The sequence below is a fragment of the Cohaesibacter sp. ES.047 genome (assembly GCF_900215505.1).
Lineage (GTDB): Bacteria > Pseudomonadota > Alphaproteobacteria > Rhizobiales > Cohaesibacteraceae > Cohaesibacter.
In genome coordinates, this window is record NZ_LT907844.1 from 3,765,333 (window position 1) to 3,781,416 (window position 16,084).

16 protein-coding genes are annotated in these 16,084 nt (G+C 56.0%); 8 read left to right on the forward strand and 8 right to left on the reverse strand.

Annotation, left to right across the window (positions count from 1 at the left end; genetic code table 11):
* Positions 1 to 13: 13 nt before the first annotated feature.
* Positions 14 to 961, forward strand: a complete 948-nt coding sequence (locus CPH65_RS17275; protein ID WP_096175008.1) for an ABC transporter substrate-binding protein — start codon at positions 14 to 16, stop codon at positions 959 to 961.
* Positions 962 to 1,044: 83 nt separating this feature from the next.
* Here the strand turns inward: CPH65_RS17275 and CPH65_RS17280 are convergent, their stop codons facing one another.
* Entirely contained in the window at positions 1,045 to 1,950 is a 906-nt protein-coding gene (locus tag CPH65_RS17280) for a DMT family transporter (RefSeq protein WP_197703877.1), read from the reverse strand.
* A 102-nt stretch (positions 1,951 to 2,052) separates the two neighbouring features.
* On the opposite strand from CPH65_RS17280, the gene CPH65_RS17285 reads away from it, so the two are divergent.
* Entirely contained in the window at positions 2,053 to 2,946 is an 894-nt protein-coding gene (locus CPH65_RS17285; protein ID WP_096175010.1) for a LysR family transcriptional regulator, read from the forward strand.
* A 121-nt stretch (positions 2,947 to 3,067) separates the two neighbouring features.
* Positions 3,068 to 3,556 carry a heme-degrading domain-containing protein gene (locus tag CPH65_RS17290; protein ID WP_096175011.1) on the forward strand — a complete coding sequence of 163 codons (489 nt, stop codon included), beginning with the start codon at positions 3,068 to 3,070 and terminating at the stop codon, positions 3,554 to 3,556.
* Here CPH65_RS17290 and CPH65_RS17295 read toward each other — a convergent pair.
* A complete protein-coding gene (locus tag CPH65_RS17295; RefSeq protein WP_197703878.1) occupies positions 3,543 to 4,448 on the reverse strand; it encodes a LysR family transcriptional regulator in 906 nt (301 codons plus the stop codon). The genes CPH65_RS17290 and CPH65_RS17295 overlap by 14 nt on opposite strands.
* A 100-nt stretch (positions 4,449 to 4,548) precedes the next feature.
* Between CPH65_RS17295 and CPH65_RS17300 the strand changes: the two genes are divergently transcribed.
* Together CPH65_RS17300 and CPH65_RS17305 are read left to right on the forward strand one after the other, a co-directional pair.
* Positions 4,549 to 5,286 (forward strand): NAD(P)-dependent oxidoreductase, encoded by a 738-nt coding sequence (locus CPH65_RS17300; RefSeq protein WP_096175013.1) that lies wholly within the window; start codon positions 4,549 to 4,551, stop codon positions 5,284 to 5,286.
* 48 nt (positions 5,287 to 5,334) lie between these two features.
* Positions 5,335 to 5,832 (forward strand): ATP-binding protein, encoded by a 498-nt coding sequence (locus tag CPH65_RS17305; RefSeq protein WP_096175014.1) that lies wholly within the window; start codon positions 5,335 to 5,337, stop codon positions 5,830 to 5,832.
* A gap of 20 nt (positions 5,833 to 5,852) precedes the next feature.
* On the opposite strand, the gene CPH65_RS17310 is transcribed toward CPH65_RS17305, so the two are convergent.
* The 6 genes from CPH65_RS17310 to CPH65_RS17335 form a co-directional block, all read right to left on the reverse strand.
* Entirely contained in the window at positions 5,853 to 6,071 is a 219-nt protein-coding gene (locus tag CPH65_RS17310) for a hypothetical protein (RefSeq protein ID WP_096175015.1), read from the reverse strand.
* A gap of 165 nt (positions 6,072 to 6,236) precedes the next feature.
* Positions 6,237 to 7,637 (reverse strand): TRAP transporter large permease, encoded by a 1,401-nt coding sequence (locus tag CPH65_RS17315; RefSeq protein WP_096175016.1) that lies wholly within the window; start codon positions 7,635 to 7,637, stop codon positions 6,237 to 6,239.
* A gap of 11 nt (positions 7,638 to 7,648) precedes the next feature.
* Entirely contained in the window at positions 7,649 to 8,281 is a 633-nt protein-coding gene (locus tag CPH65_RS17320) for a TRAP transporter small permease subunit (RefSeq protein ID WP_096175017.1), read from the reverse strand.
* Positions 8,282 to 8,393: 112 nt separating this feature from the next.
* Positions 8,394 to 9,404 carry a C4-dicarboxylate TRAP transporter substrate-binding protein gene (locus tag CPH65_RS17325; RefSeq protein ID WP_096175018.1) on the reverse strand — a complete coding sequence of 337 codons (1,011 nt, stop codon included), beginning with the start codon at positions 9,402 to 9,404 and terminating at the stop codon, positions 8,394 to 8,396.
* Positions 9,405 to 9,565: 161 nt separating this feature from the next.
* On the reverse strand, positions 9,566 to 10,906 hold the full coding sequence (locus tag CPH65_RS17330) for a sigma-54 dependent transcriptional regulator (RefSeq protein WP_096175019.1): 1,341 nt from the start codon (positions 10,904 to 10,906) through the stop codon (positions 9,566 to 9,568).
* Positions 10,903 to 12,648 (reverse strand): ATP-binding protein, encoded by a 1,746-nt coding sequence (locus CPH65_RS17335; RefSeq protein WP_096175020.1) that lies wholly within the window; start codon positions 12,646 to 12,648, stop codon positions 10,903 to 10,905. Before CPH65_RS17335 ends, CPH65_RS17330 begins: the two co-directional genes overlap by 4 nt.
* Before the next feature lie 374 nt (positions 12,649 to 13,022).
* Here CPH65_RS17335 and CPH65_RS17340 point away from each other — a divergent pair, with 374 nt between their 5' ends.
* The 3 genes from CPH65_RS17340 to CPH65_RS17350 all read left to right on the forward strand — a co-directional run bounded on the left by CPH65_RS17340 (position 13,023) and on the right by CPH65_RS17350 (position 16,056).
* Positions 13,023 to 14,006: a tripartite tricarboxylate transporter substrate binding protein gene (locus CPH65_RS17340; RefSeq protein WP_096175021.1), complete on the forward strand. Its 984-nt coding sequence runs from the start codon at positions 13,023 to 13,025 to the stop codon at positions 14,004 to 14,006.
* A 64-nt stretch (positions 14,007 to 14,070) separates the two neighbouring features.
* Positions 14,071 to 14,502: a tripartite tricarboxylate transporter TctB family protein gene (locus CPH65_RS17345; RefSeq protein ID WP_096175022.1), complete on the forward strand. Its 432-nt coding sequence runs from the start codon at positions 14,071 to 14,073 to the stop codon at positions 14,500 to 14,502.
* A 12-nt stretch (positions 14,503 to 14,514) separates the two neighbouring features.
* Positions 14,515 to 16,056, forward strand: coding sequence for a tripartite tricarboxylate transporter permease (locus tag CPH65_RS17350; protein ID WP_096175023.1), 1,542 nt, complete (start codon positions 14,515 to 14,517; stop codon positions 16,054 to 16,056).
* Positions 16,057 to 16,084: the final 28 nt, after the last annotated feature.

Sequence of the window (16,084 nt, forward strand, 5' to 3'; positions counted from 1 at the left end):
GGGAGGAAAAAACATGCGTATTGCATCAAAACTTTTGATCGGAGCAGCCACCGCTCTGGCCATCGTGACTGGCGGTGCTCAGGCCGCAGACAAACCGCTCAACAGCATCGGTATTTCTGTCGGACTTCTGGGCAACCCCTTCTTTGTTGCCACCATCAAGGGCATCGAGGACCGCGCGCGGGAAATCAATCCGGACGTGGAAATCACCTCTGTTTCGGCAGATTATGATCTCAACAAGCAGGTCAGCCAGATTGACAGCTTCATCGCCAAGGGCGTGGACATCATCATGCTCAACGCAGTCGATGACACGGCCATCGCACCAGCGGTGAACCGCGCCAAGAAGGCTGGCATCACCATCGCTGCCTTCGACGTGTCTGCGCCGGGGGCTGATGTCACCGTGATGACTGACAACATCGCAGCCGGGACCAAGGCTTGCCAGTACATTGTTGATGCACTGGATGGCAAAGGCAATGTCGCGATTATCAAAGGACCGTCCTCATCGTCCCTCAACGACCGCTTCAACGGCTGCTTGGATGTCTTCAATGCAAATGATGGCATCAATGTTGTCTCCAGCGACCAGAATGGTCTTGCCGCGCGTGAAGGCGGCATGAATGTGATGCAGGGCCTGTTGACCCGCTTCTCCGATCTGGACGCAGTCTTCGGTGCCAACGATCCGATGGCTCTGGGCGCACAGCTTGCCGCCAAGCAGCTTGGCCGCACCGAAATCATCATCACCGGTGTTGATGGTGCTCCAGATACCGAAAAAGCCCTGAAAGACCCGGATGCACTTCTCAAGGCATCTGCCTCTCAGGATCCGTATGTGATGGCTGGTGAAGCGCTCAAAATGGGCTACGACTTCTTCAACGGTCGCGTGCCCGAGAAGGACACTGTGCTCATCGATCCGGTGCTGATCACTGCAGATAATATCGATGATTACAAAGGCTGGACGTCCCCGCGCTAAGGCATGCGGGAAGAGGAGGGCGTTTCTTCCTCACTAGCACATGAAACACAAAGCGTCGGGCTTGAAAGCAAGGCCCGGCGTTTTTATTGCCTCGCAGATGCCAGAAGCGCCCCTGCGCCAATCAGCATGACCCCAAGACACGCGATGAGGTCAGGCCAATCCTCAAACAGCAGGATGCCCCACAGGATCGCAAAGGCGAGATACCCGTTATCGAACAATCCGATAATCGGAGCCGGTGATGACTGATAGGCGACCGCGACCAAAAAGGTGATGATAGCCAGCAGGCCCCCAAGCCCGATAAGGAGGAGACCACCATTCCAATCCACACTGGACCATGCGGATAGCAAAAAGCTCGCTTGATGCTCGGGACCGAAATACATCAGCCCTGCGACAGAAACCGCCGCCGTGCTGGCAATCACCAGATTGAGATTGATGGCAACAACAAGGGCGGGAACCTGTTTGAGGTGGCGTGACGTGATGATGGCTGCAAGCGCGTACAAGAAACCGGCGAGCAAAGGCAGAATAGCTGCGATGGAAACGTTCTCCAGACCGGGTCGCAGGATCGTCATGACCCCGCAAAGCCCCAGAATGATCGCAAGAATCTCGCGCCCCCGCATGCGCCGACCGAGCAGGACAGACGACAGAATAGCCATCCAGACCGGCGCGGTATAGTAGCAAGCCGCAGCCAATGAAAAAGACAAGAAGGGCAGGGAGGCATAATAGCAGCCCCACATCAGAGCAAGGCACATGCTGCGCGCCCAGAGCCAAGGTCGTTTGTGTGCGACTAGGAACGCACGGATAGAGAAACCGGACTGGAATGTTTGGCAGGCCAGCAGAAGCGCCATCAAAAGCCCCATCGCCACGAGGGACCGGATGAGAAGCAATTGCCCCAAAGCGAAGCTTTGATTGTTGAGCTTCACGAGAGCATCAGACAGCGATAGCAACAACACGGCGCACGTGATGGAAAGAGCACCGAGTCCTTGCTTCAAGGGGTGATCGGATGGGAACAATAAGAATGTCATTTGTGCATGAAAGCATGTAATATATCGCACAAGATAATGAGTATTATGAAAAATACATGATTAATTCGCATGCAAAATGATCAGTTCCAACTGTCCAGATTGAAGCCTTTTGAGGCTGCCGCACGCTATGAGAGTTTCACGCAGGCAGCTGACGAGCTCGGTCTGACCCAGACCGCCATCAGCCGTCAGATCAGCCAACTGGAAGCCGAGCTTGGTGTCGCGTTGTTCGAACGTCGGAACCGCGCCGTGTTCCTCACAGACGAGGGGCGACGATTGGGTCAGGTGATCACCGAGGCTCTTGCCATGATCAGAGCGGAAGTCGAAACAATCACCGGAACCAATGATCCCGAAACCGTGGTCTTGCGCTGTCAGTTGTGTGAAGCCTTCTACTGGTTGATGCCCCGTCTTTCGCGTTTTCATGCGAAATACCCGGAAATCCAGCTCCAGATTGTCAGTGCGCTTGAGCCTTTGACCAAGGCACGGGAACCATTCGATGTTGCTTTGCAAACGACAGGGCGTGCTTCTGGTTCGGCGCGGCTCCTTTTTACCGCAACAGACGAAATTTTCCCCGTATGTGCTCCCGCGCTGGTGTCTCAATCGCCGGATGGTGACGCCGAGATAGACATCACGCAGGTGCCGCTCTTGTCCCATCGGGTCGTGCCGCAGGATTGGTTCGATTGGCCTGAGTGGTTTGCCGCCAACGGACAAGCGCGTCCGTCAGATATTCAGATGATCTATTTTGACAGCTACCCGCTTGTGCTTCAGGCAGCCGTGGCAGGGCAGGGTGTCGCCCTTGGCTGGGGGCGAACTGTCGAGGCTATGCTGGAAGAGGGAAAGTTGCGCAAGCTCGGAGGCCTTTCTTTGCGCCGACCAAACGAGATTTCCATATTCCGCGGCACCAAGCGAACGCGCCATGCCGCGGTTGACCAATTGATTGCGTGGCTTAGATCGGAACTTGCGTGAGGCGTTTTTTCTTATTGTTGCCTGAAGCGTTTGCCAAAGTAACTGTGCAGCCCTTAGGGTGAAGGTCAAAGGGCGTTCAAAATCAAATCGCGACGAATGCAAAGACAATAGGGAGTGAGATATGGCCAAGCTAACCGACCTCAACGATACAGATCTTCTGGCGGAATTGTCCGCCCACGAGGAAGACCTTCGGTTCGAAACCTTTTCTGTTGCCGATGCTCACGAGGTGGGACGTCGTCTGGTCGCCTTGGCGGAAAAGCGGTCTTTGTCGATCGCGATTGATATTACGTGCGGGGACCATTGCCTGTTTCATATGGCCCTCAAGGGCACCTCGCCTGACAATGCTCAGTGGATCCTGCGCAAGAGGCGGGTGGTGAACCGGTTTCACCACAGTTCGCTCTTCATGGGTGCGACGTGCCGATTGGCCGGGCAGAGCCTTGAGCAGAAATACATGCTGCCGGACAACCAGTTCGCCGCTCACGGCGGAGCCTTTCCGATCCGACTGAAAGACGGTGCGGTGATCGGCACGGTGACAGTCTCCGGCCTGCCTCAGATCGAGGATCATGCGCTGGTTGTTGAGGTGTTGCAGGACTATCTCAAGGCTTCTTGACAGGCGCGCGCTTCAGCTCATCGGCGAGAAAGTCAAACACCATTCGGATTCGTCGGCTCGTTGTCAGCTCTCTATGGGCAACAAGCCAGATCGGAAAGACCAATGGGTCCATGTCCGGGACCACCCGCCTGACTGCAGGGTCCGCATCGCCGATGACAGAATCCAGAATGCCAATCGCCGCGCCTTGGCGAACCAGTTCCCACATGACCAGATAATTCTCTGTAAGGATCGGGAAATTCGCTTTGGTCAGGCCGAGTCCGATACCATTGAGGGCGTTCATCATCATGCCCGCGTGATCGAGGCTAACAAAGTCAGCGCGCTTCAGGTCTTCAAGCTGCACAGGCTCGCCCAATCGGGCCATATAGTCCGGCGTGGCGTAGAAGACTGCATAGGCATCGGCGAGCTTTTTGGCTATCAGGTCAGGTTCGGTCGGGCGAAAATTGCGGATGGCGATATCGGCCTCCCGGCGCCTTAGATCGCTGGCGTGATTGGCAACGACAATCTCGACCTGAATACCCGGCTCTTGCCTTCGCAATTTTGCGATGATCGGCGGCAGGAGCACAGCCGCATAGGTCTCGCTGGCCGAAATGCAGATCGTCCCCTCAAGAGCCTGTGTCTGTCCAAGAGCCGCAAGAGACACGCGTCCAGCTGCTTCACCCATGCCGCGGACATGCTCAAGCAGATCCACCCCGCTCGGCGTCAGAGTGAGACCTCTGCCCACCCGCTCGAACAAAATGACACCCAATTCCTCTTCAAGGCCTTCAACCTGTCGGCCAAGAGTCGTCTGAGCCATACCCAATGCCCGCGCCGCAGCCGACAACGAGCCTTCCTCGGCTGTCACCAAAAAGGCCCGAGCCTTGTTCCAATCAAATTTTACCGAACGCCAATCCATGCATATATGCATATCAAAATGCAGAAATTAGTCAATTTGCATAATCAGAGCGCTGTTCTAAATCTCTCCTACCAAAGCAACGAGCAGGATCGGAACGGACATGACAACATTGGTGGTGGGAGCAAGTGGCGCAACGGGGCTGCGGCTGGTGGAGCAATTGCTCAATAGGGGCGAGCGGGTGAGGGCGGTGGTTCGCTCAGCTGAAAGCTTGCCGGACAAACTACGACATCACAAAGGGCTTGACCTGATTGAGGCAAGCCTTCTTGATCTTGATGACCAAGAGATGGCCAAACTGGTGGACGGATGCTCCGCCGTGGCCTCTTGCCTGGGGCATAATCTCACCTTCAAGGGCATGTTCGGCCATCCACGCCGTCTGGTAACAGATGCAACGCGTCGTCTTGCCAGAGCCATTCAACAGCATAATGCCAATGCGCCTGTGCGCTTTGTTCTGATGAACACGACAGGCAACAGCAATCGGGATCTTGAAGAGCACGTCTCCTGTGCCCAACGTTTGGTGATCGGCCTTTTGCGGGTCTTCTTGCCGCCCCACTTGGACAATGAAAAGGCAGCCGATTTTCTGCGTACTCGGATCGGCCAAGACGATGAACGGATTGAATGGGTTGCCGTTCGCCCCGATGGGCTGATCGATCTGGAGGAGGTCACGGCCTACACCCTTCACCCGTCGCCAACAAGAAGTGCAATTTTTGACGCAGGCACCACAAGTCGCATCAACGTGGCGCATTTCATGGCCGAATTGATCTGTTCCGATGCGGTTTGGCGCCAATGGAAGGGCCAAATGCCCGTTATTTACAACCGGGTTGAACCTTCTACGGATTGATGGTTTCTTTGCGGAGCTCATCAAATCAAACAACAAAGGGAAAGACTGATGACATCCATGAAGCCAACACTGCATATGTTGTGCGGCAAGATCGCGGCTGGAAAATCAACATTGGCATCAGAGCTGGCCAGCAGAGACAAGACGGTCCGGATTTCTGAAGATGATTGGCTGGGCACTCTTTTTGCGGACCAGATGGCAACGGGCAAGGACTATTTGCGCTGTGCTGCCAAACTGCAATCCGTCATGGGCCCGCATATCCTCGAATTGCTGAAAGCCGGTGTTTCCGTCGTGCTCGATTTCCCCGCCAACACGGTCGAAACCCGCCAATGGATGCGCGACATCCTCGCACAGACAGATGCAGATCACGCGTTACACCTCTTGGATGCATCAGATGATGTCTGTCTCAAAAGGCTTCAGAAACGCAATGCAAGCGGCGAGCATCCGTTCGCTGTCACACAAGAGCAATTCGAACGGTTCTCGGCGCATTTTGTCCCGCCGACACCCGAGGAAGGCTTTACCATTGTCACGCATCGGGTGGAGTCATAGACCGCTTGTCTGGTTCAAGTTCAGGATTGATCGTCCGACTTTGAGGATAGAGGCGTAGTCGTGTCAAACGTCACCTGACCGAGAAGACTGCAGGATGAGCATCCGGCCGAACCACTGTTGCAGGACGAGCATGCTGAGCGATGCCGGGCAATCCTGAGATAGAGATACCCCATCAAAACGGCAACCACGATGCCGAGCAGCACATGCGGCAGACCGCCTGACGCGACGGCGTCCAGCATTGGGGAGCTGGTGTTTGTGGCCAATGGTTCCATGACCCCAATGATAAACAGCAATTCCGGGCAATGTCGAGGTGCTGCGAGATCGGGACTAATACCTACTGGCAGATAAAGAAACAGCGCCAGAGACACTCCGGCGCTGCTGATCTTTAGCTCAGATGATGTCCGCTAAGCCTGCGACGGCAGCCACAGGACAATCGCCGGGAAGGCGACCAGCAAGGCAATCGTGATGGCGTCGGCGATGAAGAAGGGCGTAACCCCCTTGAAGACATCCTGCACCGACAGATCATCTCGAACCCCGGCCACAACAAAGCAGTTGAGCCCGATTGGCGGCGTGATGAGACAAAACTCTGCCATCTTGACCACCAGAATGCCGAACCAGATCGCGCACATGGGACCGCTCATGCCAAATGTGCTGTCTGCCGCTGAGACAAACTCGCCGCCATTGAGTGCCATCACCGCCGGATAGACGACCGGCAGGGTCAAGAGCAACATGCCGATGGCATCCATGAACATGCCCAGCACTGCATAAGCGAGCAGAATGCAGACAAGGATCAGCATCGGAGACAGGGTGAGTGATGTCAGCCACGCCGAGAAGGCACCCGGCAAATCGGCAAAGCCGAGGAAGCGGACGTAGATCAGCACGCCCCAGATGATCGTGAAGATCATCACCGACAGTTTTGCCGTCTCCAAAAGGGCGTCCTTGAACTGCTCCCAACGCATGCCGCGATAGACCGCCATCAGGAACACCACAAAGGCCCCGATGGCTCCACCTTCGGTCGGTGTCCCCCATGCATCGCCGCCAAACGGATTGTAGACGAAGAGGATAATGGTCAGGACAACCACCACAATGGGCAGAGCTGGCGGCAGGGCGGCAAACCGTTCTCGCCATGTAAAGCCGCTAAGCGACGGGCCAAAGCCCTTGATCGCCATTGCCATGCCAACGATGAGCAAGCCATAAACAAGCGCCGAAAAGGCCCCGGGGATGAACCCTGCAAGCAGCAGCTTGCCGACATCCTGCTCGACGATGATGGCATAGATGACAAGGATGGCCGAAGGCGGAATGAGCGAAGCGAGTGTGCCACCCGCAGCAACCACACCGGCGGCAAAGCGCTTGTCATAGCCGATGGCCAGCATTTCAGGAATGGCGATGCGCGCAAACACAGCTGATGTCGCAATCGACGCGCCAGATACGGCTGCAAAGCCCGCCGTAGCGAAGACGGTCGAAACAGCTAGTCCTCCCGGCATCCAGGCAAGCCACTTCTTTGCTGCTTCAAACAGCGCTTTTGTCAGACCAGCGTAATAGGCCAGATAACCGATAAGGATAAAGGTCGGGATGAGGCTGAGCGCCTGCGAGGCGATCTTGGAGTGGGGCACCTGACCGGCGGTCTTGGTGGCCACTGTGAGCGCCCAAGTCAGGTGCTCCATGTCATAGCCACGCTTTGCCCAGAAGATCCAGACTAGACCAATCAGTCCAGCCAAGCCGGCAGCGAAGGCAACGCGCATGCCAAGCAGCACGATCACAAGAAGGCCCGCGGTAACGATGAGGCCAATATCAAGGGGATTCATATCAGCACTCCTTAGTCGTTCTGACTGGAAACATGTTGAGCTTCTTCTGCGGCGAGCGTTGCCGCATCTGCGATGAGCGGCACTGCAATTGGCGCCTGGTCATCACGAATGAAAGCCCGCGTATAAGCCCAAAGTTGAAGCACGAGCCTGACGCACAGAACCGAGAAGGCGACCGGGGCCAAGAGTTTGGCAGGCCAGATTGGCAGGGCGATATCCATCGAACTATCACGGCTCCACATGGGCATGTTGAAGTCGAAGGAGCGCTGGAAATGCGCCCACGTTCCCCAAACCATGAGCGCCATCAAAATCAGGATGGCGAAAGTCGTGATCCATTCGACCAGATAGAGCGGTCGCCCGCGCAAAACGCCAACAACCATATCCATCCGGATGTGGCCACCATTGCGCTGAACATAGGAAATGCCCATGAACGCGATCAGCGGCATGGCTTGTTCGATCCAGTCAACATACCCCGAAAGCGGCTGATTGAAGAGATTTCGGCCACCAACGGAAATGACCGCCAGAATCATCAGAAGGAACACGGTGAAGCCGCTGATGAAGGCGAGTGTGGCTTCCAGCTTGTTGAAAGATTGATCGATTTTGCTAAGTATGCTGTCGTCGGTCAACAGGAGTGAGCGACCGGCCATGGCGAGCCTCCATGCATTCGAATGCGTGCCCCATCAGCAAGACCATCAGCTGATGGGATACGCATGGATCAGGAAGCCCTGTGCAATGAGTACACAGGGCCGGGATTGTGCGTTATTTGTCCGCTTCGATCATGCCGGTGACAAGATCATACAGCTCTTGGGCAGGAAGACCGCGCCGGGTGTTTTCCTCGATCCATGCCGTGGCGGCAGGATCAGCGGCTGCTTTCTTGAAGTTGGCAATTTCTTCGTCCGAGAAGGTGACCTTCTCGATGCCGCGTTCTTCAAGAGCAGGGCCCCAAGCCTTCATCGTTTTATTGTTATAATTGTCGATGTAATAGGCAATGGCTTCATCGACGGACCCAAGCAGGGCTTCGCGATGCTCCTCGGACAGGCCATCGAGTGCATCGGTGTTGACCACGACCGGGCAGTTCACCGAACCGGGGTTGAGGTTGGTGGTCCACCATGTCGCATTTTCGATGGTGCCGAAGGACATGTGGGCATGCGGTGCGAAGGCTGCGGCCTTGATGACACCGCTGTCCATGGCTTGACGAACTTCTGATGCAGACATGGAGGTGGGAACGGCACCCACTGTTTCCATGGCCGAACCGATGCCGCCTGTCGCGCGGACCGTCAAACCTTCGAAATCCTTCAAGGTCTTGGGTGCATCACCGACACCGGCAATATTATACTGCGGTAGCGGAGACGGCATCAAGAGCGTGGCGTTCCAGCGCGCCAGATCTTTCTTCACCGCCGGATGATTGTAGACGGCCATGGAAAGCTTGGCTTCCTGCTCCAGCGAAGAGACGCCAAGGAACGGCAATTCGAGAACCGTGATGGACGGGTTCTTGTCGCGGTGATAGCCAGCGCAGAACTGAGCCATCTCAAAGGCACCGATCGAGATGCCATCGAGATTCTCGCGGTTTTTGGACAAACCGCCATAGCTGATGTTGAGGATGAAATCGCCGTTGGTCTTTTCTTTCACCAACTCCGCCAGCTTTTCGACATTTTCAGTAAAGGCGCGGCGTTTGCCCCATAGAGAGACATTCCACTCTAAGGCATAGGCTTCAGCAGCAAAAGACAAAGAAAGAGCAGCAATGGCGACGCCGCCAAGAAGATTTCGCATGATTGTTCCTCCCAAAAAAGCACGCGATGAATAATATACCGAACAGCATTATTCATTTGATCGCGTTTGACTAGGAAGAAATTTGCGCAATTCGTATGAGGGTGCCTGCGGATTTCCGCAAGGTTGAGAAATACACGATATCGCGGCATTAATACAAAGTATTACAGCAGCGAGTCTTTGTCCAAGCCGAGTTTGACGATTTTCTCGTTAAGTGTTCTACGGCCGATTCCCAGAGCTTCGGCGGCGGAATCCATGCGTCCCTCATGCACTTGAATGGCTTTGCTGATCAATTCCCGTTCCAGTGCCGCCACCGCATCGCGCAGGCTGTTGGGACCGTCATCCAGCGTCAATTCCGCATTGATGACATCAGACATGGACCGCTTGCCGCGCCTTTCTGCCAGCACCCGCCGCTCGGCGACACTGCGCAACTCGCGCACATTGCCCGGCCAGTCATGGGCCATCAGCATGGCGATGTCGTCTGGCTGCAATTCCGGCAGTGCACAGTCGTAGATCCTGGCGAACTCATCAAGAAAATGCGTCATCAACAGCATGATGTCATCTCGGCGGTGCCTGAGCGCAGGAACCGACAAAACGAAGGTGTTGATCCGAAACAGAAGATCCTGCCTTAGCCTCTTGTCCGCGACAGCATCGTTGACGTCTTCATTGCTCGCTGACACCACGCGGAAGTCGACCGGGATGGGGGCCGTGCTGCCTACGGGTAAGATTCTCTTGTTCTCGATCACGCGCAGGAGCTGAGCCTGCACTGGCATGGGACAGGAGCAGATTTCATCAAGAAACAATGTGCCGCCCGCCGCCGCCAGCAGGCGTCCGTCCTTGCCCTCCGATATGCCGAACATCTCCGTTTCGAACGTGTCGGGGGACAGCATGGCGCAGTTGATGGCAAGAAAAGGCCCGTCAGCATTGGGGCCGAGATCGTGCAAGGCTCGTGCAACAACCTCCTTACCCGTTCCCGTCTCTCCCTGAACAAGCACTGAGGTCTGGATGTCTGCCAGCTCCAATATGTCCTGCCGCTGGGCCTCAATTTCCCTGTTCTGACCGATAAGCACCCGATCCAAACCGGACAGGCGCATCAATCGCTTCTTGAGACGATTGTTGCTCTGTTTCATGCGATATTGCTGGGCGGCGTTGCGCAGGATCGTCAGGAGACGTCTTGGCTCACAGGGCTTTTCTACAAAGCTGTAGGCCCCGTCCTGAATGGCCTGCACGGCCATCGGGATGTCGCCGTGGGCAGAGATGAGCACCAGAGGTGGCGAGAGCGGCAGATCGAGACTTGCCAAGAGTTCAAGGCCCGACATGCCCGGCATACGAACATCCGACAAGATTACATCGGGAGTGAAGTCGGAGAGCACACCAGCAACCCGGTTGGCACGAGAAACTGCTTCCACGCGCCATCCCGCGGCTTCCATCAACTCGATCAGGGATTGGCGCATGGCCTTGTCGTCATCGACAATGAGGATGCTGTGCTGGCGTTTGTCACTCACGTCTGTATCCCTTCCGGCCTGTCTCGCTCATCAGCCTGATGGCGGGGAAAGGCGACACGGAAAAGCGCGCCGCCGCTGGCAATATTGCGGGCTGTCATCTGGCCGTGGTGATCCTTGATGATCCCGGCGCTGATGGCAAGGCCGAGCCCCATGCCGCGCCCGCTTTCCCGTGTGGTGACGAAAGGTTCCTGCAAGTCATCCAGCGTGGCCTCGCCAAGCCCGTGTCCATTGTCGGATATCTCGAACCACGCGGTTTCGCGCGCTTGGCCAATTTCGACATAGATCTTTGGATCGTCCGTATCTTCCACCGCATCGGCGGCATTGCGCACGAGATTGGTCATGATCTGCTCAAGCCGCAGACGGTTGCCATAGACCAGCACGGGATGGTCCGGCATGTCGAGAGACACCTCTATATCATGTTCAGACAAGTTGGGATCGACAAGGCCGATGGAAACCTGCATGGCTTGCCGTAGATCGACCGCTTCAAACTCTTCTTCCTGCGTGCGGGCAAAGAATTTGAGCTGTCTGGTGATGCCTTCCATCCTGTCAACGAGGCCTTCGATCCGGCTTGTAACTTGCGGATTTGCCTGTTCGGTCAGCTCGGCTGCCGCCAGATGATTGCGCATGGCGGCAATCGGTTGGCCCAACTCATGGGTGACAAGCGCCGCCAGACGCCCCAGTGCCGCGAGACGGCTGGCACGTTCCAGCTCGTCCTGTGTCTTTTTGAGGCGGCGCTCCGCCTCCCGGCGCTCCGTAATTTCGATAGCAAGGCGCTCGTTCGACTGGCGCAACTGGGCCTCGTTCTGCTCGCTTCTGACAAGCGCGGCCCCGATGCGTCTCGTACGCTGCAATTGCAAATACATGATCATGAGACCCGCCAGGATGACCACGACACCGGAGACCAACCAGCTGCGAGCGGTGGCCCGATCATCGCTGGCGAAATAGTGCAATGCCCAGTCATGCGGGAGCTCATTGGAAATGAGATGAAGATATTGGCGCCCGCCAATCTCGGCGCGCGTCCGATTGATCGGGTGCCAGTCGAGTGGGGCTAGAACCTTGTTTGAAAACTGTTTCGAGGCGCGGATGCGTTTCCTCTGCGCCTCGGTTAGATCGAACAGGGTGCGATAGCGCCATTCGGGACTTGAGGCGAGCAGAACGACACCGTCGGAATTGACCAGAAGGACATTCTCTCCGGCCTCGCGCCAGCTTTCCTGCAACTCGGACAGATCAATCTTGATCGTGATCACGCCGATCGTCTCGCCTTGTCTGTTCAGAACCGCATTGGAAATGAAATATCCCGGCAGCCCCGTTGTGGCTCCGATGCCGTAAAAACGGCCCTGCTTGCCTTGCATCGCCATCTGGAAGTAGGGACGAAAAGCATAGCTTTCACCGACAAAGCTGGATGGCTGGTCGAAATTCGAAGCAGAGATCGTGACACCATCGGTGTTCATCAAATAGATGAAATTGAGCCCGGACTTTTCGACAAAGTCCCTCAGGCGCCTGTTGAGCCGCTCCGTGTCGCCACCTTCAGCGGTCGCAATCACGATCGGATCCCGCGCCAGAATATGTGTCAGATGTGAAAAGCGTTGAAGCACGGCGGTGACGGTGCTGCGATAAAGTGACAACCGGCCTTCACCTTGCGTCAGTTCAAGGCTCTGAAAATAGCGTGAGGACGCCCAGAAAATGCTGCTGGCCAGAGCGACGACGACAAAGAGGATCACAAAAGGTCGAACGGAACGCATGACACCAGCTCTGGAACGGAACGAGAGACGCGAAAGTTAGCGAGCACTATATCCACCTCGTTCCAAACCGACAAGTTGCCGCTAAGTCAACGAAAGCCGCCTTGCATCCCGAACGGGGAGTGCAAGGCGGCCGGGGTTGGCAAGCATTGATGGCGACTCAATAGAAAAGGCAAAGCAGCATCGTCTGCTTTTTGAGACAGTATTTGAACCGCAAGACGAGATCACAGCCGGTCGAATGCTACGAATGGCGGCTCAATGTGCGTATAAGGCCTCAGAAGCACGATCTGTGACAGCTAGGTGTCAGGTTCGGCGATTATGATCCCTCCAGTTGACCGGCGCAAAAGTTTGTGCCGGTTCTATGTGGAGGAGAAAACATGATTTCCAAAGTTGTACGCACGGCTGTCGCCGTGGCGGCATTCGCACTTGTCCCAGTCGCTGCTCAGGCCTTTGAGCCTGAAAATCCAGAGTGTATAGCCCCCGCAAACCCGGGCGGCGGCTGGGACTTCACCTGCCGTCAGGTTGGCAAGACCATGCAGGATCTTGGCCTGCTCGATTCGACCATGCAGGTGAGCAACCTAGCCGGTGGCGGTGGTGGTGTTGCCTTTGCCGAAGTTGTCAATAAACGTAACGATAACAATGACCTGATCGTGGCAGCTTCCTCGGCAACGGCCACTCGTCTCGCTCAGGGTGCCTATCCGGGCAACACGATGGATCAGGTCCGCTGGGTTGGTGCCATCGGCGCTGACTATGGTGTGATTGCTGTCGCCAAAGACAGCCCGATCAAGGATCTGGGCCAATTGATGGAAACGCTGAAGACCAAACCGTCTTCGGTCGCCGTTGCCGGTGGATCTGCTGTCGGCGGCTGGGACCACCTCAAGGTTCTCATTGCAGCCAACGCTGCGGGCATCACCGATGTTCGCAAGGTAAAATACATTGCCTTTGACGGTGGTGGAGAAGCCGTGACACAGCTTCTGGCCGGTTCCGTGCAGGCATTCTCCGGTGATATTTCCGAAGCAAAAGGCTTTGTAGACTCTGGTGATATCCGCGTGATTGCCGTTCTGTCTCCCGAACGCCTTGATGGCGACTATGCTGCCTTCCCGACTGCAAAAGAACAGGGCATCGATGCGATTGGTGCCAACTGGCGCGGCTTCTATGCTCCCAAAGACATGAGCGATGAAGCTTATGAAGCGTGGGTTTCCAAAATTGATACCCTTTACGATGCGCCGGAATGGAAAGCCGTCATGAAAAACAACGGTTTGGCTCCTCTTGACCTGCAGGGCCCAGAATTCCAGAGCTTCGTTGCGGAATCCGTTGCAAAGATCCAGAAGATCTCTCGCGATATCGGCATCATCAAATAACTTCTGAACTTATACTGTGGCGGTACCAAGCTTGCCGCCACAGCTCCTGTCTGAGGGGGACATTATGAGTGATCGTATCTTCGGTATCTGCGGCCTTCTGCTCGCCGCGCTCTTTGCCTATTCCGCTTTTTTGATTGAGGAAAGTTTCCTCTCCGATGCGGTCGGCCCCAAAGCTTTCCCGCTGATCATCGCGGCAATTCTGGCAATTTCTTCCGTGTTCATCATCATCAAACCAGACGCCGAGCCCAAGTGGCCGACGCTCAACCGGTTTGCTGAGATCGTCGCGGCCATTATTGCCATGGTGCTTTATGCCGAATTCTTGACCGTCGTTGGTTTCGTTATCGCGACCGCCGTGGTTTCGGCCTATCTGACCTGGCGTCTTGGGACGTCAGCGATCAGCTCCCTGATCGTCGGTGTGTCGATCTCGGTCGGCATCTACGTCATCTTCCATTTGCTCTTTGGCCTGTCCTTGGCCAAGGGACCACTAGGCTTTTAGGGTGCGCTGACAATGGATACTCTATCTTCGCTACTTGACGGCTTCGCCATTGCGCTGACGTGGCAGAATCTGCTGCTGGCCTTTGTCGGCTGTTTTCTTGGCACCATCATGGGCGCGCTTCCGGGCCTTGGGCCCTCGAACGGTGTCGCAATTCTCATTCCGCTGGCCTTCTCGCTGGGGCTGGGGGCAACGCCTTCTCTGATCCTGCTGACGTCCGTTTACTACGGTGCCATGTATGGTGGCCGTATTTCCTCGATCCTACTCAACATTCCCGGTGATGCACCGGCCTTGATGACCTGTATCGATGGCTATCCGATGGCCCAGCAGGGGCGGGGCGGTGAAGCTCTCTCGCTCTCCGGTTTTGCTTCGTTCATCGGGTCGTTCCTCGCCACTTGCGGCTTGGTGCTTTTGGCGCCGCAGCTCGTCAAGATTGCTCTGGCCTTTGGACCAGCAGAATATTTCGCGCTGTTTGCGCTCGCTTTTGCGACGCTTGGCGGCGTGTCTTCAACCAATCAGGCAAAATCAGCCTTCGCTGCCATGTTGGGCCTTGGCCTTGCAATGGTCGGGGTCGATACCCAAACCGGTGTTCCCCGCTTCACCTTCGGCATGGTCCACTTCTATGACGGCATCGATTTCCTTGTTGCCATCGTTGGTCTGTTTGCCCTGTCTGAAGTGTTTATCTTCATTGAAAACCGCCAGGGCAGTGCCGATGCTGAAGGCAAGAAAGTCGAGCTGGGGCGTCTGACCCCGTCGATGAAGACCTTCATGGGCAGTGTGCCTTCCATCTTGCGGACCAGTGTGGTCGGCTTTATTGCCGGTGTTCTGCCCGGGGCCGGGGCCTCGTTGGGATCGTTCATCTCCTATTCCATGGAGAAACGCCTTCTCGACAAGGACGGCACCTTTGGCAAGGGGGACCCACGCGGTGTCGCTGCTCCTGAAGCGGGGAACAACGCCGCTGCCGGTGGTGCGCTCGTGCCAATGCTTGCGCTTGGTGTTCCGGGGTCAGGGACGACAGCGGTTTTGCTGGCTGTGCTTTTGGCGCTCAACATCACGCCGGGGCCGTTGCTCTTCAACAACAACCCTGAAGTGGTCTGGGGTCTGATTGCCGCGCTCTTCATTGGCAACTTCATTCTGTTGCTGCTGAACATCCCGTTTGTCAGCATGTTCATTCGCGTGTTGCTGGTGCCGCCGCGCATTCTGATGCCAATCGTTGCGATGGTCAGCTTTGTCGGCATCTACGGGATTGCTGGTTCCACCTTCGACCTGCTCATCATGATCGCCTTCGGTGTCGTGGGCTGGGCACTTAGAAAACTTGGTGTGCCGCTTGTGCCGGTGATTCTCGGGGTGCTGCTAGGCAACAATATGGAAAGCAACCTGCGCCGCGCGATCACGATCTCTGACGGTGACTGGACCGTTCTCTTCCAGAGCCCGCTTGCCATCACGCTTTGGAGCATTTCCATCATCGGCTTTGTGTTGCCAATCTTTGTTGGTCGGTTCCTGCCCAAGAAGATGAAGACGGTAACCGAAGAAGCTCAGGACGAAGGGTCTAACTGAGCCTTAGGGCCCTGTTGACGCTGGCATT